This window comes from Peribacillus sp. V2I11 (genome assembly GCF_030817135.1).
GTDB classification, from domain to species: domain Bacteria; phylum Bacillota; class Bacilli; order Bacillales; family DSM-1321; genus Peribacillus; species Peribacillus simplex.
Window position 1 is genome coordinate 5,154,698 of the sequence record NZ_JAUSYW010000001.1, and the last position, 22,562, is coordinate 5,177,259.

Annotated in this window: 17 protein-coding genes and 1 pseudogene; 2 read left to right on the forward strand and 16 right to left on the reverse strand. The window is 40.3% G+C overall.

Going from position 1 to position 22,562, the window contains the following annotated elements; genetic code table 11:
• Positions 1-131: 131 nt before the first annotated feature.
• Both QFZ73_RS25110 and QFZ73_RS25115 read left to right on the forward strand, forming a co-directional pair.
• Positions 132-947, forward strand: a pseudogene (locus QFZ73_RS25110) (bile acid:sodium symporter family protein); the annotation flags it as partial.
• 325 nt (positions 948-1,272) lie between these two features.
• Entirely contained in the window at positions 1,273-1,860 is a 588-nt protein-coding gene (locus tag QFZ73_RS25115; RefSeq protein WP_307272056.1) for an SET domain-containing protein, read from the forward strand.
• An 866-nt stretch (positions 1,861-2,726) separates the two neighbouring features.
• On the opposite strand, the gene QFZ73_RS25120 is transcribed toward QFZ73_RS25115, so the two are convergent.
• The 16 genes from QFZ73_RS25120 to QFZ73_RS25195 form a co-directional block, all read right to left on the reverse strand.
• Positions 2,727-3,077 carry a hypothetical protein gene (locus tag QFZ73_RS25120; RefSeq protein WP_307272058.1) on the reverse strand — a complete coding sequence of 117 codons (351 nt, stop codon included), beginning with the start codon at positions 3,075-3,077 and terminating at the stop codon, positions 2,727-2,729.
• A 49-nt stretch (positions 3,078-3,126) separates the two neighbouring features.
• A protein-coding gene (locus tag QFZ73_RS25125) for an IS3 family transposase (protein ID WP_373458939.1) occupies positions 3,127-4,277 on the reverse strand; the annotation gives its coding sequence in 2 pieces (ribosomal slippage) (positions 3,127-4,028 and positions 4,028-4,277; 1,152 coding nt in all).
• 1,144 nt (positions 4,278-5,421) lie between these two features.
• The gene (locus tag QFZ73_RS25130) at positions 5,422-6,339 is read right to left on the reverse strand and encodes an NAD(P)H-dependent flavin oxidoreductase (RefSeq protein WP_307272061.1); all 918 of its coding nucleotides are present in this window, start codon (positions 6,337-6,339) and stop codon (positions 5,422-5,424) included.
• A 72-nt stretch (positions 6,340-6,411) separates the two neighbouring features.
• Complete coding sequence (locus QFZ73_RS25135) at positions 6,412-8,298, reverse strand: sigma-54-dependent Fis family transcriptional regulator (protein WP_307272065.1); 1,887 nt, start codon at positions 8,296-8,298, stop codon at positions 6,412-6,414.
• 211 nt (positions 8,299-8,509) lie between these two features.
• A complete protein-coding gene (locus tag QFZ73_RS25140) occupies positions 8,510-9,286 on the reverse strand; it encodes an acetoin reductase (protein ID WP_307272068.1) in 777 nt (258 codons plus the stop codon).
• A 42-nt stretch (positions 9,287-9,328) separates the two neighbouring features.
• Positions 9,329-10,711 (reverse strand): dihydrolipoyl dehydrogenase, encoded by a 1,383-nt coding sequence (lpdA, locus tag QFZ73_RS25145; protein WP_307272073.1) that lies wholly within the window; start codon positions 10,709-10,711, stop codon positions 9,329-9,331.
• Positions 10,712-10,728: 17 nt separating this feature from the next.
• The gene (locus tag QFZ73_RS25150; RefSeq protein WP_307272077.1) at positions 10,729-11,949 is read right to left on the reverse strand and encodes a dihydrolipoamide acetyltransferase family protein; all 1,221 of its coding nucleotides are present in this window, start codon (positions 11,947-11,949) and stop codon (positions 10,729-10,731) included.
• Positions 11,950-12,056: 107 nt separating this feature from the next.
• Positions 12,057-13,091: an alpha-ketoacid dehydrogenase subunit beta gene (locus QFZ73_RS25155; protein WP_307272079.1), complete on the reverse strand. Its 1,035-nt coding sequence runs from the start codon at positions 13,089-13,091 to the stop codon at positions 12,057-12,059.
• 21 nt (positions 13,092-13,112) lie between these two features.
• Positions 13,113-14,105, reverse strand: a complete 993-nt coding sequence (locus QFZ73_RS25160) for a thiamine pyrophosphate-dependent dehydrogenase E1 component subunit alpha (protein ID WP_251434688.1) — start codon at positions 14,103-14,105, stop codon at positions 13,113-13,115.
• Between the two features lie 324 nt (positions 14,106-14,429).
• Complete coding sequence (locus QFZ73_RS25165) at positions 14,430-14,972, reverse strand: NADPH-dependent FMN reductase (RefSeq protein ID WP_251434681.1); 543 nt, start codon at positions 14,970-14,972, stop codon at positions 14,430-14,432.
• A gap of 60 nt (positions 14,973-15,032) precedes the next feature.
• Complete coding sequence (locus tag QFZ73_RS25170; protein ID WP_307272085.1) at positions 15,033-15,356, reverse strand: antibiotic biosynthesis monooxygenase family protein; 324 nt, start codon at positions 15,354-15,356, stop codon at positions 15,033-15,035.
• A gap of 94 nt (positions 15,357-15,450) precedes the next feature.
• A complete protein-coding gene (locus QFZ73_RS25175; RefSeq protein WP_251434672.1) occupies positions 15,451-16,044 on the reverse strand; it encodes a TetR/AcrR family transcriptional regulator in 594 nt (197 codons plus the stop codon).
• Between the two features lie 378 nt (positions 16,045-16,422).
• On the reverse strand, positions 16,423-18,411 hold the full coding sequence (locus QFZ73_RS25180) for an acetoacetate--CoA ligase (protein WP_307272088.1): 1,989 nt from the start codon (positions 18,409-18,411) through the stop codon (positions 16,423-16,425).
• Positions 18,412-18,518: 107 nt separating this feature from the next.
• Positions 18,519-19,709, reverse strand: coding sequence for a sensor histidine kinase (locus QFZ73_RS25185; RefSeq protein ID WP_307272091.1), 1,191 nt, complete (start codon positions 19,707-19,709; stop codon positions 18,519-18,521).
• Between the two features lie 306 nt (positions 19,710-20,015).
• Complete coding sequence (locus QFZ73_RS25190; protein WP_251434661.1) at positions 20,016-21,158, reverse strand: acyl-CoA dehydrogenase family protein; 1,143 nt, start codon at positions 21,156-21,158, stop codon at positions 20,016-20,018.
• A gap of 116 nt (positions 21,159-21,274) precedes the next feature.
• The gene (locus QFZ73_RS25195; protein ID WP_307272097.1) at positions 21,275-22,522 is read right to left on the reverse strand and encodes a GTPase family protein; all 1,248 of its coding nucleotides are present in this window, start codon (positions 22,520-22,522) and stop codon (positions 21,275-21,277) included.
• Between the last annotated feature and the right edge of the window lie 40 nt (positions 22,523-22,562).

Genomic DNA, 22,562 nt, shown 5'->3' on the forward strand with positions numbered 1-22,562 from the left:
CTAAAAATTACCTAGCACACAAAAAGTCGAAATTTCAGTATTAATGAAGTCTCGACTTTTTGTGTGCCAGGCACGAACGAACATTACTTGGCAAACTGCTATGGGAGTTGGGTTATGATGAACCATTAGTCAATTTAAAAGCCGTTGATTTTAAAATCATCATTACTAAACCACTGCCCGTGATAATTGGAGTTTGCGCCCAGTTTATCATCATGCCATCTGTGGCATTTCTTATTGCGAAACTCATGAATTTGCCAGCAGAATTAGCTGCAGGACTGGTTTTGCTCGGCTGTGTACCAGGCGGAACAGCCTCTAACGTTATGGTTTATCTGGCAAAAGGTAATTTACCCTTGTCGATAGCTATGACTTCGGTATCAACTTTACTGGCTCCAGTCATGACACCACTGCTTCTGCTTTTGCTGGCAGGACAATGGATGCCGGTTGATTTTTTTGATATGTTTAAGTCCATTATACAAGTCATCCTTCTTCCGATTGTTTTAGGTTTGGCCATTAAGCGCTTTTTTCCTGTAATAGTTGAAAAAGGCTTAACCGTTTTACCACTTATTTCGGTAGCAGCTATCATCACGATTGTAAGCGCAGTAGTCTCAGGCAATGCAGCTAGCATTGCTACATCCGGGTTCCTTATTTTCACTGCCGTGATGCTTCACAACGGATTTGGGCTTCTGTTTGGTTACTTAACAGCAAAAGTACTTGGACTTGATGAAGTGAATAGAAGAGCGATTTCGATAGAAGTAGGCATGCAGAACTCAGGGTTAGGCGTTGCGCTTGCTACTGCACATTTCGGTCCTCTGGCAGCACTTCCAAGCGTCCTGGCTGCAGCATGGCACAACATATCCGGACCAATTCTCGCGACTTACTGGTCAAAAAAGTCTGCTGGCGACAGTATAGATGAAGCTCCAGTTCATACGGTGGAGAACAAACTTTAATTATATTTTAGTTAAAAAAGATCCTATGCTTCCAGCTGGGATTTTTTTTGCTGCTGCAATTTTGTACAGAAAGGGAAGTGGAGGGGTAATAAACCTTTTGTTAAAAGTATTAGAATCTTTAACAGGAAGTTCATGCTACTTAGACTTCATTAGATATCATATAGGAGTAAGCGACCAATTGTGGAACATAAATAAAAGTGCTTTCTCGTTTTCCAGGAGGAAATTCCGCTAATTGAACTTAGATAAAATACGCGAATGAACAGTCAATTAAACGATTCTGCTATATATTGTAATAGTAAGTTTTGAGAAAGGGTGAACAGAATCGATGATACATCCAGATACCGAGATTCGGTATGTCAATGAAAAGATTGGTGTGGGCGTTTTTGCCACAAAAATGATTCCCAAAGGAACGATTATCTGGGCATTGGATGATTTGGACATCATCCTAGAGGAAGATGAGATTGAATCGCTTGATCTAGTGCGAAAGGAAATCGTCTATAAATATGCCTACCTCAACGATGACGACCGCTACGTGCTGTGCTGGGATCATGCCAGATACATGAATCACAGCTTCAGTCCAAATGTGGTATCGACGGTCTATGAGATTGAATTGGCGTCGAGGGATATTCTCCCCGGAGAGCAAATCACATGCGACTATGCTACGCTCGGGTTAGACGAACCGTTTGAGTGTGAACCGGAGGAAGGGACGTCTAGCACCGTAGTGATGCCGGATGATTATCTGCATCGCTACAAAGAATGGGATGAGTTGGCTCGGGAGGCATTCAAACGATTTAATCAAGTAGACCAGCCTCTGCGTCATCTGATTCTACCGGAATTCGTCGACAGGGTAAACGCGATTGCAGAGGGATGTGCCGAGCCGGATTCCTTTCTTACTCTCTATGAAGAGGAGTAAGGCAACAAACATCTATCAGGACAGACGGATTGTATCTGTTGGTTGTTTTCAGTTCATTCAACCAGCTTTTTTTCGATCCAGCAAGCAAGATGGAACATGAATCATCAACATGAGGGTTTAAAACCCAGAAAAAACCGCCCCTCTGAACTTTATATCGTTTACCTAGAATGGAAAGCGTTATCCAGCGAGGAGGTATAGGTTGAAAGGGCAACACACATACCACCGTTCAGAAATTTATGAACGGTGGTATGTGTGTTTACAGTTAAATTCGATTGTATTGTTTATATAATGTACTCGATTTTGTATATCCAAACTGTTAGAGAGTGAAGTAGTGAGGTTTGGAGTGGATTAATAACACTATGTACTCAAATTAATGTCCCTAATGTATTGAACTTTGTGTCTGTGTACAAAAAGGGAATATGAAGCTGTGACCATTTCACGATTACATTTTATTCTAGTTTACATAATATATATTATAGGAAGTTATATTTTTAAAGTTAATTCCGTCTCATATCTTAAGAATACTTAACTTAGTGAGACGGAATTCGAATTTTTTAATTTAACCTATACAATTATATTTATCTAATTTCTCATTGATTAAATAAAACATTAAGTAAATTACGATTATTTTAAAAAATGATTGATCATTAACTTATATTAGGATTAAACATTGGCAGTAAGTTTTGCTTAGATATAAGCTGATTTCATAAAATCTATTACGACAAATGTCATTCTTTTTTTCTGATTTTTATTCTGAATTTTAATTTATCTTAATTGTTAATACATTTTATTGGCCATTTTATTAATAAAACGCGTTCAATCAATTAATACACTTTACTTTAGTTCACACTTATTATTTATCATACTTAGTCATTCACTCTAAGAATCTCTAATTGGTTTGTTGTGGTAATCAAATCTATTTTATTATTTCCCTTCGTGTAAAAAACGGAAGCGCCTTCCCTTTCCCCTTTTTCCCATCTATTCGCTTTAAGGGCAATTTCATATCCATATGGTATGCCGTTTTCTTCAGAAGCCATTGACCATTCATATCTATTCCCTTGTTCATTTATCTGGACCAATTCAGCATTTCTAGGTACAGGGAATTCGTATAAATCTTCTGTAGTTGTGTATGAAGAAGAAATGAAGTAATAAATGATTGCCCCTCCCATTATTAATAAAGCAGCTATGGTAAATGCCTCTCTAACCTTTTTTTTCATTTTACTTATTGGATTTGAGTCAATATTTTGGACACTAAAAAGTTAAATCTTAAGCTGTATTCCTAATTCGATCTTCAATGGCTTGTGGGGTTTGATAGCCTAAGCTGCTGTGAATTCTTTTTCGGTTATACCAACCTTCAATAAATTGGAACATTGCTAATTTTGCTGTTTGATAGTCTAGATATTGTACGTGGTTGACTTCTTCCTTTTTTAATAGGGCATGAAAGGATTCTATACAGGCATTATCGTACGGGCAACCTTTCTGACTAAAGGATTGCTTAATATGATGGTTTTGGATATGTTGAGTAAACTCACTGCTTGTATATTGTGAGCCAAGATCCGTATGAAGAACTAAGCCCTCCGAGGGCTTTTGTGATAAGTGTGCGTTATTGAAAGCTTTTATGACCAGTTCTGTCGTCATTGAACGAGAAAATGAATACCCTACTATTTTCTTAGAATGAAGGTCTAATACCGAAGCTAAATAACACCATCCGTCTTTTAACGTGTGGATATACGTAATATCTGCTACCCATTTCTCATTAATAGTTTGAGTAGTGAAGTCTCGTTTTAACAAATTATCCAATTGAATAACCTTTTCTTTAGATGGGTAGGGACGGTATTTTTTCTTAGTAATAGAACGAATTCTAGCCTTGCTCATTAAACGTTGAACACGCTTAAGACTTAGGGAAAAACCTTTGGTTAATAAGCTTTCATGAATCTTTGGAGCCCCATACCGTCCCTTGCTTTCCAGGTAAATGAGATGAATTTCCTTCGTTAGTTCTTTATTTTCTTGTTCGCGATTTGATACCACTATTTGAAGGGACTGATAATGGCTGCTTCTTGGGATTTCTAGTATTTCACACATCTTCTGTACGGGATATTGTTTCTTGTGTTCCTCAATAAATTCGGAAAGATCTGTCTCGGTTACTTTTTCGCGAATATGGCCATAGCCTTTTTTAAGATTTCAACTTCTTGCTTTAACCGAAGGTTTTCCTTCTGTATGGCTGCTAATTCCTTTGGGGTCATGGAATCTTCCCCTAAACCGATAGGAGTAAATTCCTTAACCCATTTATAAATGGTAACTTCTGATACGCCATATTCGCCGCTTAATTCTTTGACCGAATTACCCGAGTGATAAAGATCTACAATAGTCTTCTTGAATTCATTATTATATTTTTTACCTGTATTCTTACGTTCCAAGACGGACACATCCTCTCAAAAATCATTGTAAGGACTTAACTAAAATGTGTCCATGAAACTATACTAACTCCATTATCCTTTCCTAAAGACCTATTCAAAGAATCGTTATCTAATAATTCTGTAGTAATCTAAATTAATCCTGTTTAACTGACATGATTCATCATTTTTATTATTCTGATATATAAAATAAATGGAGAAATGAGAAAAATCACGGGTTAACACTTTTAATAAATTATATAAATATAATTTATCTCGATGACAATTCAAAGGTTTTTTATCTTGAAAGTTCTCCTGAAAATCATTACAGGGTCCTCTATTTAGCAACATATTCTCCTATAAGCATTCTTCATTTAACTTATAGCTGCCTATAGCATGAATAACCTATAATAAATGATTAAAACCTTAATGATATCAATCCGCTCTGTTTTTAAATTTTTAAGGGAAAGTTGCGTTTTTTTATGGAACTCCTTTCATAAGTGCAACAATATGCAGTGAATCACTATTAAGCTGGCAAGGGTTATAAGGTAAACCTTTAAATCGAACTTGTTTAGAAACACACCTACTTTCAGCAATAAGTTCTTCGGTATCATGAGTGCAATTCATTTATTATATGTAACTCTAAAAGTCGATTTTTACATTTTATAAAAAAGGATTTAAAAAGTTGCCGGAATCAAAGTAGCATAAAGGGAAATTCCAGAAGACATTAGTATTATTAATCGGAATAATAATGTTATGTAAACATTAATTGCGAAATTTTGATCACCTGTTTCTTTATTTCTTTTTGCCTGGAACAGTCCTTTCTTAAGAAATTGCCGAAAGTTGGTTAACAAGTAATTGATGAGTTATGTGCCTTTTTTTCTTGAATTGGCTTTTCGCGTTATATTGAGTAAACCAGTCTTTCCTTCTACCTTTTGTTAAAAAGGAACAGTAATGCTCCCATCTTTAAGAGAAACATTTTTTTTAAAAGCCTTTACTAGACCACCTATGGAACCTTATGTCTAATAGATAAATAAAGGAACACGAAATCACACTTGATCTCATATTCCTTTTGAAAGATAGGTTTAATTATGTTCGGATGGATTCGATACGGCTTTGGATGAATTGGAACGAAGTTTTTGCTTCTTGGACGATTTGTTTTATTAGTTCATTGACGGTCAATATTTCTTTTATCAGTCCTACGGATTGACCGCATGCCTACGGATTGACCGCATGACCAAATGCCTCCGTCTAAATTTCCTTCAAAGTACACTTTTTTGCTTCTTTGTCCCGTAATTAGCGGAATCAATTCCTCTATTGTGGCCTCTTCATTTTCAAGTTTGTCCACTTCTTTACTGACGGCATTTAATGCTACACGCGACGGACTGCCTATATTCCGTTGGATGACGACCGTATCCATTTCATCGGCGGATACCATCCACTGCTTCACGTTATCATGAATCGGAGCTTCTTGCGTTGCCATGAAGCGAGTCCCCATGACGATACCTTCAGCACCGAGTGACAAGGCACTAATAAAGCCCCTGCCATCCGAAAATCCCCCGCCTGCTATTACTGGTATAGTAACAGAGTCAACGGCTCTAGGGAGCATGACAAGCGTTCCTACATCCCCCATGCCAGGATGTCCGCCTGTTTCATTCCCTACTATAATAATGGCATCGACTCCTAACTTCTCTGCCGACATTGCGTTTTTGACGTTCGCAACCTTATGTATCACGGTAAAGCCGTGCTCTTTAAGTTTGGGCATTAAACTTTCTGGGCTTCGGCCACTCGTTTCGACAATTTTTACATCTTCGTCAATTAAAATATCGATGAACTCATCATTCGGGGTTGCCGTTTGACTTGGAAACAGGTTCAGGTTGACAGCAAAGGGTTTCTTGGTCAAAGTTTTCACTTTGCGTATTTCATCGCGGAGACCTTCTGGTGTCACCTGTGTTTTTGAAGTGATGATGCCTAGTCCCCCCGCTTCTGAAACAGCGGCTGCGAGCGGGGCTCGGCCAACTTGAAACATCCCGCCGCAAATAATTGGATATTCAATCCCCAATAATTCAGTAATTCTCGTTTTCATTTGCCATACCCCTTTCATTTTTCACGGATTTCTATAAATCTACCCTCCTTACATAATGTACACACGCCATGTCTATATACCATACTTATGGAGCCGCTTGTAAAATGTACTTCTTGGTATATCCATCAACTTTGCTGCAGCAGTTACATTTCCTCTTGATTTTTGTAATGCCTCTATCATTAGATCCCGTTGAATTTTTTCACGGATCGTCAATTCATTTCCCTTGATGCCATTTTTACCAGGTTCCTCCCATGAAGGGAAATCATCATGCCTGGCAACGGGCTGTGAATGCATGGAATTCAACACTTTAACATAATCCAGAGGTCCTTCTGCAAGTAAGATGGTCAATCGCTGAAGAACATTCTGCAGTTCTCTAATATTGCCTGGCCAATTGTAATCCTTTAAACGATTCAATAATTCTTCCGTTAGTGGAATATTCCAATTATTATTCGAACACAAGTAGTTGACTAGATAAGGAATGTCTTCAATCCTTTCCCTTAAGGGAGGTACATGAATGGGGTAAACGTTCAACCGATAGTATAAATCTTTACGAAAGGACCCTTCGTTGACAAGCTCTTCAAGATTCCGGTGTGTTGCAGTGATAATGCGAATATCCAATGAAATGCTTTTAGTGCCACCGATTGGAACGATTTTTCTTTCCTGAAGTACACGCAGTAAGGCAACTTGCATCGCTGAAGGGATTTCACCGATTTCATCGAGAAAAATGGTCCCTCCATCGGCCTGTTCGAACTTCCCTTTGTGCCCTTGCCGTTTAGCCCCTGTAAAAGCGCCATCAACATACCCGAATAATTCACTTTCCATTAAATCTTTAGGTATGGCTCCGCAATTTATCGTGACGAACGGTCCTTTTTTGCGAATGCCATTTTCATGAATAGCCTTGGCAATAAGCTCTTTCCCGACGCCTGTTTCACCGGATATATACACATTTGCTTCTGTCGGTGCAACAAGCTTCACTTTATGTAATGTGTTATGAAAGGATTCACTAATCCCTCTTTCCCCTTTGAAGGCAAACCTTTCTGAAGGCATTGAAGCAGAAAAAAACCTATTGGTTTCATGACCAAGAATTTCTGATAAGAATAAACACTTGCCGGAAATCCTATTATCTTCTTTGGATAAAAGCGGATTTTCCTTAACGATTTGATATCCATGATTTAATAGATCGGCCAAGGCCATCCCAATGGATTGAGGAATTTTTTTGCGAACCTGTTTACTGGCGGAGATTATCATTTCTTTATGATTACATATGATAAAAGGTAGATCTGGATAGGTCTCTGCAAGTTCTATCGAGTGCTGGATCAGTGCCAGCTCCTTTTTATAGGAACGCACTCCCATTTCCTGTTCGATCGTATACGCCAAATTGGCTACCATACCCAGCATGGAGGGATGGAAATATTCTACTGGACATGATATATCCAAAACTCCCAATATCTTACCGTCTTCATCTAAAATGGGCATGGCAGAGCAACTCCATTTGTGTGAGGCAATTGAATAGTGCTCGGTACCTTGGATCATTACGGCTTCACCCGTTTTCAAAGCTGTTCCAATTGCGTTCGTCCCGACCTCACCCTCCGTCCAGCATACGCCCTCCACAAAATTTATTTTGCCTGCCTCATCGAGGATTTTCTCGTTTCCGGAAAGTGAAAGGACATATCCATCCGGATCGACCAATAGAGCCATCATTCCAGATTCTTTTATCGATTGATTCATCCTAGATAATTGGGGTGATGCCACTTCTAATAGGAAGGAGTTTTTTTCTCTTTGAATGTCCAATAATTCATTCGTCAAAATGTGTTTGCCTTTATTAAGGTATGGGTTGACTTGATCTTTTTTGCAGCGATGCCATGATTCCATTATTCGCTTGTTCAGACGACTTGAATCGAGAACCCCTTCACTGACAAAGCGTTCCCATGTACGTAGATAGCAACTAGTGGATAGCATATAATCCTCCTCTAATCATTTGGTTTAAACCTTCATTTGACCAGTCAATCTAGAGGAAAAATACCATGGAGTATAAATAGGATGTTGTTCGAGGTCCATTTAATTATAGTAGATTATGTATCCGCTTACAATATATAGATTAAGTTTACGAAAAAAGCATCATGTGATTATTCACATGATGCTTCTCGATCGAACAATATAATGCGTTGGTTTATGAAAAAATAACTCCTCCATCAATCATGATGGATTGCCCTGTCATATAATCCGAATCCGGTGAAGCAAGGTAAGATACGAATTTCGCAACATCTTCTGGGGTTTCGGAGCGTCCTAAGGTTATGGAATCTGTAAACTTCTTAAATGTTTCACCTTTAGCAAGATTCATATATTGACCCATTTTTTCATCGATTAAATCCCACATTTCCGTCCCGACAATTCCTGGACAGTATGCATTCACCGTAATGCCAAACTGGGCCAATTCCTGTGCTGCCGCTTGTGTAATGCCTCTTACGGCAAATTTTGTGGCCGAGTATGTACCTAGTAAGCTAAAACCTTTATAACTGGCGATGCTGGCAGCACTTATAATTTTCCCGCCTTCTTGCTTTTTCATTTGTTCAGCAGCGGCTTGCAGGCAAAAGAGGACACCATTTACATTTATATTGAAAATCTGTTCAAGATCCTCTTGAGTTACTTCCAATAGAGGTTTTATTTGAGCAATTCCTGCATTTGAAACCATAACATCCAGTTGTCCAAAACGTTCCACAACTTGATTCACCATTTCGAATACTTCCCGTCTATTGCTTACATCCGCTATAACGGCAAAGCTTTCACGTCCAAGCTCCCTAACCTCATTTACGACCAATTCAGCCGTATCCAGGTCGACGTCGTTAATGACCACATTCAATCCATCTTGTGCTAATCTTAATGCAATGGCACGTCCGATACCGCGTCCTGCACCAGTGACTACCGCCGTCCGTTGACCGCTAGCCATATAAAAATCCCCCTTCTGTCAAAAAAACTTATTTATAATTTTTTATGAATGCACAGCTTGACCTGCAACGTTTAAAAGAGCTTCATGTATGGATTCCGAAAAGGTTGGATGCGCCGCTACTAAATCTTCCATCATATCTGTCGTTATTTCTGTATGCATCATGACCGTTCCTTGACCAATCAATTCTGTTGCATGTTGACCAACAATGGAAAAACCTAGAATTTCATTATATTGTGGGTTCACTAGAACTTTGACCTTTCCTACCGGTTTATTGGAAAGGATAGCTTTCCCATTTGCCGAAAAAGCAAATTCACCAACTTTAATCTCGCCATATTTTTTTCGCGCTTCTTTTTCAGTCAAGCCTACACTGGCAATCTCCGGGGAGGTATAAATGCAGCGAGGGATTGCCCGGTATTTCACTTGTGCAAATTGACCACTTGCATTCAGAGCCGCCACTCGCCCTTCATGAAAAGCAACATGGGCAAGTTGTATGCCCCCTATCACATCACCGCATGCATAAATCGATGGATTGCTTGTTTGCATTCGATCATCCACCGAGATGCCAAGTCGGGAAAAATCAATATCGTTTCCCTCTAAGCCCATTTCGTTCACTCTTGGTTTTCTCCCTATTGATACGAGTACGTAATCAGCATGATGTTCTTCCAATTCGCCATCGCTTTTCTCAAAAAACACCGTCTTACTGGTTGGATTGATGTTTTTGACAGATGTGGAGGTATGGACTGTAACGCCTTGGTTTTTCAATTCTCCATGCAAGATGCTCGTAATATCATCATCTTCCCCCGGAAGCAGCTTTTCCCCCATTTCGATAACGGTAACCTTGGTGCCCATCCTGCTATAAATACTGGCAAATTCACATCCGATGACGCCGCCTCCGACAATTAGCAGCGAATCGGGAATGGCGGGAAGTGACATGGCATGGCCACTGTGGATGATCCATTCACCATCAAATGGCGCAAAAGGTAAGGGAATCGGTTCGGACCCCGTTGAAATGATGATCTTACTTGCTTCAATCTCTTCATTTTTATTTCCGTTCTCGATCCGCAGTCGATGGCTCGAAAGGATAGACGCTCTTCCCTGAATGACTTTTATTTTATTCTTACTCATTAAATATCGAATGCCGTTCACTAGTTTAGATATGACCTCTCTCTTTCGTTCCTGTACGGTTTCCCAATCGACTTCAATCGAATTGAAGGGCAGGCGAATTCCCAATTGCCCAGCATTTTTCACCAAGTCATACGTATCGGCACTTTTCAATAATGACTTCGTTGGCATGCAGCCTTCGTTTAAACAGGTGCCCCCCAATGGCCCATCGACTACCAATATGACCTCCTTATCCTGCTGGGCAGCAGTGATTGCCGCTACGTACCCAGCAGGACCTCCGCCTATAATAGCTATGCGATTCAAGAGCTTTCCCTCCTTTTCTATAAAAGCACGGTGATCGGCTCTTCTAAATACCGTTTTAGTGTTTGTAAAAAGGCAGCAGCGGGTGCCCCGTCGAGTACACGGTGATCAAAAGTTAAACTGAGTGGCAAGATCGTTCTCCTCTCCAATTCTTCGCCAATATAACGCGGGGTATCGTAAGCAGAGCCAATTCCAAGTATCCCCGTTTCCGGTGTATTGAGAATCGGTGTAAAATGCTCAACTCCATATGCCCCCAGATTACTGATTGTAAAAGTGGACCCATGCATGTCTTCAATAGGCAATTGACCGTCACGTGCACACCGGGCCAATTCTTTACCCTTATTCGATAACTGCTTTAGGCTACAACTTTCGGCATTTCTTATGACGGGAACAACGAGTCCATTTTCCAAGGCCACTGCTAATCCAAGATGGATATGCTCATACAAATTGATGTTATCTTCAATATAAGCACTATTCATTTTAGGATGCTCTTTAAGTGAAAGCACGACAGCCTTGGCAACAAAGTCCGTTATAGTCAATTTAGTTGATTCATGTTTTTGTAGCGTTTCAGCAGCCTGTTTTTGCAAAATGACTAGATCAGTGACATCGACTTTCATCGTTAGAGTCAATTGGGCACTGCTTTGCAAGCTCTCTTTCATACGTGTAGCAATGATGTTCCTCATTCCGGTCACAGGAATCTGCTGCAGACTCTCTAAAGTAGGTTGGGGGTTCACTTTCCTTTCTTCTGTATTTACCGACATGAAATCCCTTTTCTCAATTACTTTCTGTACATCTTCTTTAGTGATTCTTCCGCCTGGCCCGGTGCCTTGAATCTTCTCAATGTCAAGATTCGCTGCCTGTGCCATTTTTCGCGCAACCGGGGTGATCATCAATCTATCGCCCATTGGCAAAATGGGTGACTCTATTGTTTTCGGCTTTTCTTGTTCAACAATTTTCGACTGAGTTTCTTCAGCAACATGATCATTGATCATTATTTTTTCATTCGGATTTCCGATATGACAAATAACGGTTCCTGGAGGTACTCCTTGTCCTTCTTGAACAGCTATATTCAGAATCGTACCTTCAGCTGGAGATTCAATATCCATTTCTATTTTCTCTGAATTGATGCTGGCTATTGCTTCACCTTTTTCGACTGGATCGCCAACAGCCTTACTCCATAACGAAACAGTGCCTTCTTTCATTGCCATGCCCAATTTCGGCATTACCACTTCGACCGCCATATCTTTTTTCTCCCTTCAGATTGGTTTCTATGTCCATCATTGGTTTTGTTGCTCCAACTTTTGCAGTTCTATGTGAAAAAGCTGGAGCATGCACCATATTGCTTTAATTACACCCCAAGAATGGAAGGCTCCCCCAATAATTCTGAAACGACTTGTATCACTTTTTCTGATGTTGGAAGGTAAATATCTTCTAGCGGTGGAGAAAAAGGTACAGGTGTATGTGGTGCCGTGATCCTCTTAATTGGCGCATCGAGCGTGTCAAATCCCTTATCCGCCACCAATGCGGCAATATCCGTTGCGACGCTGCATCTTGGGTTCGCTTCATCGATCACGATCAAACGATTTGTTTTTGCCACAGAGGAGAGAATCGATTCTTCATCCAGTGGTGACAAGCTCCGCGGGTCGACAATCTCAACTTCAATGCCTTTAGCAGTAAGTTTTTCAGCAGCCTCCATCGCGGTGTGAACTTGTTTACCGATGGCAACGATCGTCAAATCCGAGCCTTTCCTTTTAATTTCGGCTTTGCCGATTGGGATTGTATAGTAGCCTTCCGGAACCTCTCCTACCATGTTGTATAGCGTTTTATCTTCAAAAAAGATGACAGGATCATTATCTTCAATGGCTGAAAGTAAGAGTCCTTTTGCGTCATAGGGGGATGAGGGAACGACGACCTTCAATCCAGGAATGCTAGTGAACAAGGCATAAAGGCTTTGTGAATGCTGAGCTGCAGCCCTGAATCCTGCACCATGCATCGTACGGATCGTCACGGGAACCTGTGCTTTACCCCCAAACATATAGCGGAACTTCGCACCTTGATTCAATACTTCATCCAAACAGCTGCCAATGAAATCGTTGAACATTAACTCGGCAATCGGTCGTAAGCCTGTCGAAGCGGCTGCCATGGCCGCTCCCATATATCCTGCTTCCGCAATGGGTGTATCAAGAATTCTATCCCGGCCAAACTCTTGAACCAATCCTTTTGTGACACCTAAAACACCACCCCATGCTTCGTCATCCTGCAAATGATCGACCTCTGCACCGCCGGCTACATCTTCTCCCATAAGGATGACATTTTCATCTTTTCTCATTGCCATGGCCATTGCTTCATTTATTGCTTGTGACATACTGATTTTTCTACTCATCCCAATTCCTCCTTTTATAGTTTAATAGGATACATAAACATCGTTTAATAAATCGGATGCCTCTGGATACGGGCTATCTTCACTGAATTTAACTGCCTGTTTAATAGATTCCTCAACGGCACTCTCAAGAGAAATCAGTTCTTTTTCCGCCAGCAGATTCTGATTGAGTAAGTAATTCCTAAACAGGGAAATTGCATCTTTCTCTTGTTTATGCTCCTTTTTGTCTTGTTCTTTTTTATATTTCTGTGCATCTCCCTCGAAGTGTCCATAATTACGATAAGTAACGCATTCGATCAAAGAGGGGCCTTCTCCCCTGCGAGCTCTCTGAACGGCTTCTTCAGCAGCCTTATACACAGCCAATACATCTTTTCCATCCACTCGGACACCCGGGATATTGTAGCTTATCGCACGATCGGCTATCGTTTTACAGCTAGAAGCATAGTTGAAAGGCGTCGCTTCCCCATACCCATTATTTTCAGCGATGAATATAACGGGTAGCTTCCAGATTGCCGCCAGATTTATCCCTTCATGGAATGTCCCATGATTATTGGCACCATCACCAAAAAAACAAACACTAACATGATCGGTCTTTTTATATTTGGCAGTTAATGCTGCACCGCATGCGAGCGGAAAGCCTCCACCAACTATCCCGTTCGCACCTAACATCCCTTTATCCAAATCGGCAATATGCATGGAACCGCCTTTTCCTTTGCACAGCCCAGTCACTTTCCCATAGATTTCAGCCATCATTCCGTTTAGGTCGCATTCTTTGGCAATACAGTGGCCATGCCCCCTGTGAGTGCTTGTTATGCTGTCCTTTTCGGATAGGTGAGCACATACCCCTACAGCTACCGCTTCTTCCCCAGCATACAAATGGACAAACCCTGGTAAAATCCCCTTAGCAAAAGATTCATGAACTTGGTCTTCGAATTTTCTGATCTCCAGCATTTTTTTGTACATCCAATAAGCCTTGTCCTGTGATAACTTTATTTCATTCGATTGAACCGTTTCCATTTTTCAGCCCCCAATCATTAATAATGAGTCAATCTTATATATTGCAAATGCCGTGCCAAGATGGGAGGTAGTAAAATTAGGTTTTTATCTATTTTCAGTCGAAACAAAACGAGACAAAATGAGATTGTTGTCTCGTTTTGTCTCGTTTTTTAGTAATATACTATCCAATTCACTTATCACTGAAGTGAAAAGATGGTTTGAATGCGGAAGCAGCTGTTTAAGGAATAAGCTCTTTATGCACCATTTTTTTAGGTGTCAGTACTTACCAACATGAATTTTTGTTAAATTATTAGGGGGGAGTGCCCAGGTAGTAATCACTCATGCTTATCGTAATTTTTTTAATGCACCGCTCCATGCAATCGTTTGATCTAACATTGCATTGACATTACCAAGGTGTAAATCAGCTGGTTTAAATGTCTTGAAGTTTTCAAAGTCTGTAAATAATGATAATGTTGGATTTACCCGAACGTCCGCAACTAGTAATTCCCCTAAGATGCCACGCAAATGTTCGGCTGCACGAGCTCCGCCAGTTGAACCATAGCTCACGATGCCCGCAGCTTTGTTGTTCCATTCATCACGTGCGGAATCAAGTGCGTTTTTTAATGCCCCTGTAATACTGTGATTGTATTCTTGTACGATAAACACAAAACCATCTAAGCTAGAAAGTTTTTCTGGCCAAGCTGATAATCCTGGTTCTTTACCAGTACCTTCTCCAACAAATGGCAATTTAAAATCTGCGATATCGACGATTTCATAATTTGCATCTTCTCGTTTATCAGCTATTTCTTTTACCCAATTTCCTACTTGTGGACTTACGCGTCCTTTACGTGTGCTTCCTAAAATAATTCCAATGTTTAATTTTTCCAATGTTTTCTCCTCCTTGTTAATGCTCGGCAAATAGTTTGCTTAACTTATAATTTAATGGATTTACAAATTTTCAATCTCTTCCACTAACGTGTAGTACCCACCTTCTGTATCTTCAATGAGATGGTTTATTTTGCTAAGATGTTCTCTAAATTCACTTTTTTCCAACCAATCTTTATGAAAATCAATACTCTCAAAGGTAGTTACCATAATTGCCTTATTATTATCAACAGAACGATGCCAACGGCTACTAATCCAACCAGGAACTCCTTGAGATCCCTTCTTAAAATTGAGTAGTTCTTCAGCTTGGATAGCAACCAATTCATCTAGTTTGCCTGGTTTAGCTGTAAATACATTAATCCATACTATTGTGTTACTTGATTTCATATTCATAATCTCCTCATTAACTTTTTTTTTTCAATTCATGCATTTCCTTTTTTAAAGGGAGTCAGTACTAACTGTCATTATTCTTCATGAAAAACTAGGGAGTTAAAGCCCTAGTAAATGTTTGCACACTCTCCATAATAAATGCCTCCAGGGACACGGTTGGATAGTTTTCATCAACATCCAGGTCGTTCATAAAGGCACCAAAATTCATCATCATGAACGACAACGCCTGAAGCTCTGGGTTTGTGTGAATAAGCTTTCCTTTTTCATGCATTGTGTTAAAATAGTTTGTCAAAATTTCTAGTAACTGTCGAGGGTGCTTTTGTGTTTTTTCTCGAAACCCAGGTAAATTGCCTTCCTCCTTGATACTTATCATAATCATTTTCCGGTTACGATTCATGATTTCATGATAAGTTCGACTAATCAATTGTAAGTCCGAATGTAAATCCCACACGATTTGCTCTTCATTAAAAAGTTTTGTCATCTCTTCGGCATAATGATATCGGTCAAATGCCGTTTCCAGAAGATTTTGCTTGCTTCCAAACCGACGAAACAGTGTTTTTTCACTCAAGCCTGCGGCACCAGCAATTTCCTGAGTAGAAACACCTTTGTACCCTTTCTCTGCTATTAGATCGATTGCCGCCAACAGCAGCTTATCATCTGTAGTTAGCTTATTACCGCTACTCATGCTCTCACTTCCTCTAAATGGAATGTCAGTACTTACTGACCATTTATTTTATTCTATTCATCTGTTTTAAAATTGTCAAGAAAATTCCAGCAGTACAAAATCTATTTTCAGATGGAAGTCAGATCCGAATGATTGAACGGGAAAAGGTGCAACCATTTATCGCTTTGTCAGTTAGCGATTTTCTAGCTTTTATACGAAAGTTGACTACATAAGAGCTGCCTTTCATGTCATAGATGGCCAGTTATAACGGGAGACCGATTGGCATATCCTTCGAAAATCCAGACCAGTTTACAGAAATGGAAAAGTTGCTCGTTGAAGAATTTTCACTAAGTTCATTCAATTTTAAAAAAGGACGGAGCTTTTTGCTCCGCCTGAATCCTAGAATATTTTTTTCTCATTCAACTCGAGAGCTAATTCTTTAAAGAACTGTAGCGATTCTGGATTTCCCATGGAGTCTGCATTCACTACTTTATCAAACTCGAAACCTAATAACACTTTACGTATCGGGACTTCCATTTTCTTTCCGTTCAACGTTTTAGGAATTTGTTCAACGACATGGATTTGGTCCGGGATAAAGCGAGGGGATACATGCCCTCTGATTTGTTCCTTGATTTTTGCCGTCAATGCTGCATCCAGGATTTTACCGGGCTTAAGGACAACGAACAGCAGCAGTGAGGAACCGCGGCCAAGCACTTCCCTATCGATGACAAGGCTTTCCATCACCTCGTCTATCGCTTCGACGACCCGGTATATATCGCTAGTTCCCATCCGTACACCAGAACGGTTGATGGTCGAGTCGGAACGTCCATAAATGATACAGCTGCCCTTGTCGTCGATCTTTATCCAATCACCGTGTTTCCATATGCCAGGATACGTATCGAAATAACTCTCGTAGTATCTTGTCCCGTCTTGATCATTCCAGAAGAATAGCGGCATGGACGGCATCGGTTTGGTAATGACTAATTCACCGACTTCATTAATCAATGTTTGACCATGCTCATCAAAGGCTTTCGCGCAAACACCCAATGCCCTTCCTTGTATCTCTCCGATTCTCACGGGCAATGTTGGAACTCCACCTACAAATCCGGCACAAACATCGGTTCCGCCACTGGATGAACTGAGCCAGATATCTTTCTTGACATTCTCATACGCCCATTTATAACCGTCGCCAGACAATGGAGCTCCAGTGGAAAAAAGAGCCTTCAATTTCGATAAATCATATTTTTCCATTGGCTTGTTTCCTAACTTCATGGAATTCGTAAGGAATGGTGCACTTGTTCCAAAGAAAGTCATGCCTGTATCTTCCGCCAATTCCCAAAGGGCATCCATATTCGGAAAAGAAGGACTGCCGTCATAAAGGACAATGGTCCCTTCATTAAGCAAACCACCCATAAGGAGATTCCACATCATCCAGCCTGTCGTCGTAAACCAGAATACCGTATCCTCGGAAGTCATGCCTTGATGGATTCTTGTTGATTTAAAATGCTCCAATAATATACCGCCATGCCCTTGTACAATTGGTTTTGGCATCCCGGTTGTACCTGATGAATAGAGAATCCAAAGCGGATGATCGAACGGAACACTTTCAAAAGATAATTCGGCCTTTTCTTTTAAAAGGTCATCCCAAGGAATCGTATCTGCCAGATTCTCTTCCAAAAACTTTTTTTCTATGTAAGGAATCAACACGGTATGCTTGACAGTGACCAATTCCTGTTTAAGTTCTGAGACGACAGGTGTTTTATCATATACATTTCCATTGTACTGATACCCATCGACCGCCAGTAATACAACAGGTTCAATCTGTTTGAAACGATCTATGACACTTCTTGCCCCAAAGTCAGGTGAACAACTGGACCAGATGGCACCTATGCTTACTGTTGCCAAGAAAGCTATCACCGCTTCAGGTATGTTAGGCATATAGGCAACAACACGGTCACCGGATTTCACACCAAGTTCCCTTAATGAATGGGCGACAGATGCTACTTTTTCTTTCAGCTCTTTCCAACTAACCTCTTGCTGCCTGATACGTTCGGAACGAAAAAAAATCGCCGTTTTCTCTTCTTGATCATTCAATAATGCATTTTCAGCATAATTTAGCCTTGCACCTTCGAACCATTTCGCACCTGGCATGGATTGCTCCGCTAAAATCCTGTCATATTTCCTGCCGGCTTTTACACCACAATAATCCCAAATTGAAGCCCAAAATTCCTCCAGTTCATCTACCGACCATTTCCATAATTCATGATAATCATGAAATGTTAAACCTTTCTTTTCTTTTAACCATTTCACATATTGAGTCAATACCGTTTGCTCGATTTGTTCCTTTGTCGGTTCCCAAATGATTTGTCCATCTGTAAGCGGTTTCATTCAATCATCTCCCTTAGGTATCAAATGCGTCATTGAATCATTTCATAATATTTGGTAGTTTACTTAAATTGTAATCTATGAGTTTAAAACCGTCAATTACACTAAAGTCAAATAGTCTCGTATCCATGTATGGGCAGGTTAATTGAGAAACATGTCCCTTTCCCTTGTTCACTTGAAACATGTACCGTTCCATCCATGCTTTTGATAACGCTATATGAAACCATCATGCCTAATCCCGTCCCTTTATTTTTTGTCGTGAAATAAGGCTCACCTAAACGGAATATTTGTTCCTGTGTCATTCCAATTCCCTGATCTTGGATCTTAATTTGGATGGTGGAGGCAGCACGAATTAAATGTATGTATATTTCTCCATCATGGTGCATCGATTCTATTCCATTCTTTAATATATTGAACAAGCACTGCTGAAATTTCTTCCTTTCCCCCTTGATATAATAAGCTTCATCTTCGAAAAGGGATAACTTCAATTCTGTTCCACTATTGTTTGCCAAGGGTTTTATGCTGTTCACGACATGATGAATTTCCTCGGATACCCTTAATCGCTCAGTGTTTTCAGGGCTTATGGAAGCAAACGTCAAATAATCATTAATGACATCCGTGGCACGATCTAATTCCTTCAGTGCAATATTTGCATACTCGACCTTTGTACGGGAAGACACGTCTTCGCTTAACATTTGAATATATCCCCTGGTAACTGTAAGGGGATTTCTGACTTCATGGGATATGCTTGCAGCCAGATGACTAACGATCTGCAATTTTTCCGCTTTCACTAATTTTTCGAGAACCTGAAAATTAGTGAGGATGACTTCCCATAGTATGATTACAACAACGATTCCTATGACTTGGATCGTGAAGTATTGTTTCCATAGACTTATGCCGATAGTAAGTTCAAATACTTCTGTTGAAATAAACTGTGTGAGAATTTGAACAATAAAGATTAATGATATTCCGATGAGGATTTTTTTACTCACAGACATTTTCAGATAATATTTAGATATAAAAAACAGGGAAACTCCAATGAGCGGAAAAGTGATGCATGATATATAAAATCCATTTTCCCCCCCTGATAAATAGCGAATAACAAGAGTAATGACTATTAAGAAGATTCCTAACCGGTAACCTCCATATAAACCGCCTAAAAGAAAAGGGATCCATCTAAGGTCCCAAACAAAATCCTCTTCTACAACCACAGGAAATAGCATGCAAAGAACGAGTGAAAGAATAGGGAAAATCGATAGGAACGATCCTTTTAATGCATCTAAACGGTATACGTATTTCACTAGATAGCTCATTTGCAATAAAAAGATCGGAAAAAGGATAATTAAAAAGTTAATCAGTAAATCTTTGGTCATGAGATTCATTTTTACACCGAACTTTCGATATTTTTCGAAGATTTAGACAAGTATATAAATCATAACAAGATAGAGAATGATAAGCTAGTAAAATTAACATGCGGGGCAAAAAAAGAGGAAGCTATAGCGAACCAACAAAGAAAGCGGATGATTCAGAACTAGAATAAAAACAGGAAAAAACACTGAAATGACGAAATCATTTCAGTGACATAAGTAAAATATCCAAATACGAACTTAATAAAGAGCTGACTTTGCGAGCATGGTGATTGTTGCATCATCCATCGGAGGATTATGAAGTCCTGCGCGTACATCCCTATAGTAGCGTTGCAGGGGATTGTTCCGTTGTAAACTTTTGGCTCCGACGACTCTCATCGCTTTATCGACGATGGAAATCGCTTTGTTGACGACCGATAACTTAACAGCACCCAATTGCTTCGATAATTCATCATGATCTTCAGGGTGCCGCACCCATTTTTCTGCAACAGAGTAAAGGAAATGGTGTGCTTCGCCCAATTCCAGTTCCATCTCCCCAATCGTCCGTTGAACATTCGGAAGGTCCCTGATTGGTCCTGGTAAGCTATTGGGAGAATAGGTTTTCGCAAATTCGACTGCGTAATTTCTGGCAGCCACTGCAATTCCCAAGTAGCAAGCAGGTATATGTAATAGCCACGCTTCGGGTTTTCTTTTTTCACCAGGATCACTTTTCATGACATAATACTTTTCAGGCAGGCTGACATCATTTAGCACCAAATCATGACTTCCTGTCCCCTGCATGGAAATCATATCCCAAGTTTCTTCTATACTTACCCCCATTACATCACGATGAACTAAAAATATGCCTAGCTGCTCATCCTCGGGTACCCATGCCGTTACTAGAAAAATATCAAGGACGGGGGAAAGTGTAGTAAATGTCTTTCTGCCATTCAAAATCCATTGTTGACCCTTTTTGATAGCGATCGTTTCCGGACGGCCTCCGCGCGTCGGGCTACCCGTTCCAGCCTCAGATGCTGCCGTGTTGATGAGGGCGCCTTTCGACACTTCATCAAACAATTCATTCATGACTCCTTTTTCCCATGGTCTCTTCTCCGTTAAGGATAGGACCGTTCCGACATGCCAGCCTATTCCTAAGGCTGTTGGGCCACAATATTGAGCTATTTTTTCTTGGCATAGGAGAAAATCATATAAAGACCCGCCATGTCCGCCATCTTCTTTTGCTAACGTTAATTGGGGATATCCGAATTCCTTTAACTCCTGAATGTTTTCAAAAGGAAAACCCCTTGAATCATCAAGTGCTTCAGATCGACCGGAAAAAGACTGAATCACTTCCTCCAATTTTTGTATATATTCTTTTTGCTTCTGTGATTGAAAAAACGACATGAAAGATCATCCCTCCTGTAGTAAACAAAATGCTGAACCTTCCAGCAGCAGAAACAGAACTGCGAACTCCACTTTATCATATCACCTTAGTGTAGTTTATGGTTTGAATCTGCCCATTAAGAGTCAATGTCTTCATTTTTATATTCTTTGTTCGCGTTCTTATAAGCTTCCTTCGCTTGATCAATATCTTTGTTTTCGAGAAAGTAAGCTATCGCTGCTTGCCCGATTCCATATGTGACGGCGCCCGCTACCGCACCGGAAACGGCAAGCCCAGCTCCTGGGATGAAACGGACTGCAGCCCTGACACCTTCCCTGACAAGGAGACCGATTCCAACATTGATCCCTAATGCAGCAATGAATTCACTTGCCGTTTTTGTATTGATTTCTTTATCCGCGATAAACCCAATCACCACAATCATCAAACCTTGAATGCCGGTCAAAATGGGAAAATCAGCAAAAGGTATTGGCTCTGCACCGATTAAACCGGCGATTGCCGTAAACGTTCCCACTATCGTCCGCGCGAATTTCTTCTTAACGAATCGGCTCTGCATCGCTTTGGCGGTCTTCAACTTCGCTTCACTGGGTAAGGCCTCGATTAAGTAATCAGAAAGCAAATCAATGTTCCAACGCATATCATATTCAATATTTCCACTATCATCAAAATCAATATACGAACAAATAGGAATGATGTTCAAAAGTGGTATTTCACTCTCTTTAAATCGTTTTGACATCAAAGCGATGGCTTCATCAATATTCTGTTTTTTCTTAGGATTGGCATCAAAAGGTGCTTGTTTATAATGTGGCGGATCTAATTCATCCACTTGGGTGACCACACAAATTACGGGTACATCATAATGGTGATTCTCTTTAACGATCTTGCGCAGCTTATTCAATTCTTGTAAATCCTCTTCAATCCGTGAATCCGTTTCTTTTGCTTTAATCAAGAAAAGAAACACATCAGGCTGTTCTTCGGTTACCGCTTTTATCAATTCATCCATTGGTGTTGCTTCTTCGAATTCTTCTGTAGGAGCTTCACTCTCACCCAGCCCGCGTGAGTCCAACAAACGAATTTTGGGCTCGGCATCACTCGGGTACCAAAGCCATTTTCCCTTACCCGTTCCAGATTTAACGGAACTGACATATTGCCGTTCCTGACCAAACATCGCATTGATCAGTGATGATTTTCCGGACCCTCGCCTTCCGACAAGAGCAATTCGCGGTTCCCTTGCATCAACTGTCATCGTTTTAAGTTTTAAGAGCTGGTCGAGCATTTTGTTCTTTTTCGCTTGTGAAATGGGCAGCTTATCTACCTGGCCTTTAATGAAACTGAATATGATTCCCATTTCATCGTGTTTTTCCACCATCACTCATTCCCCCTTGTTAAGAAGTGTTTTAAGTAACATT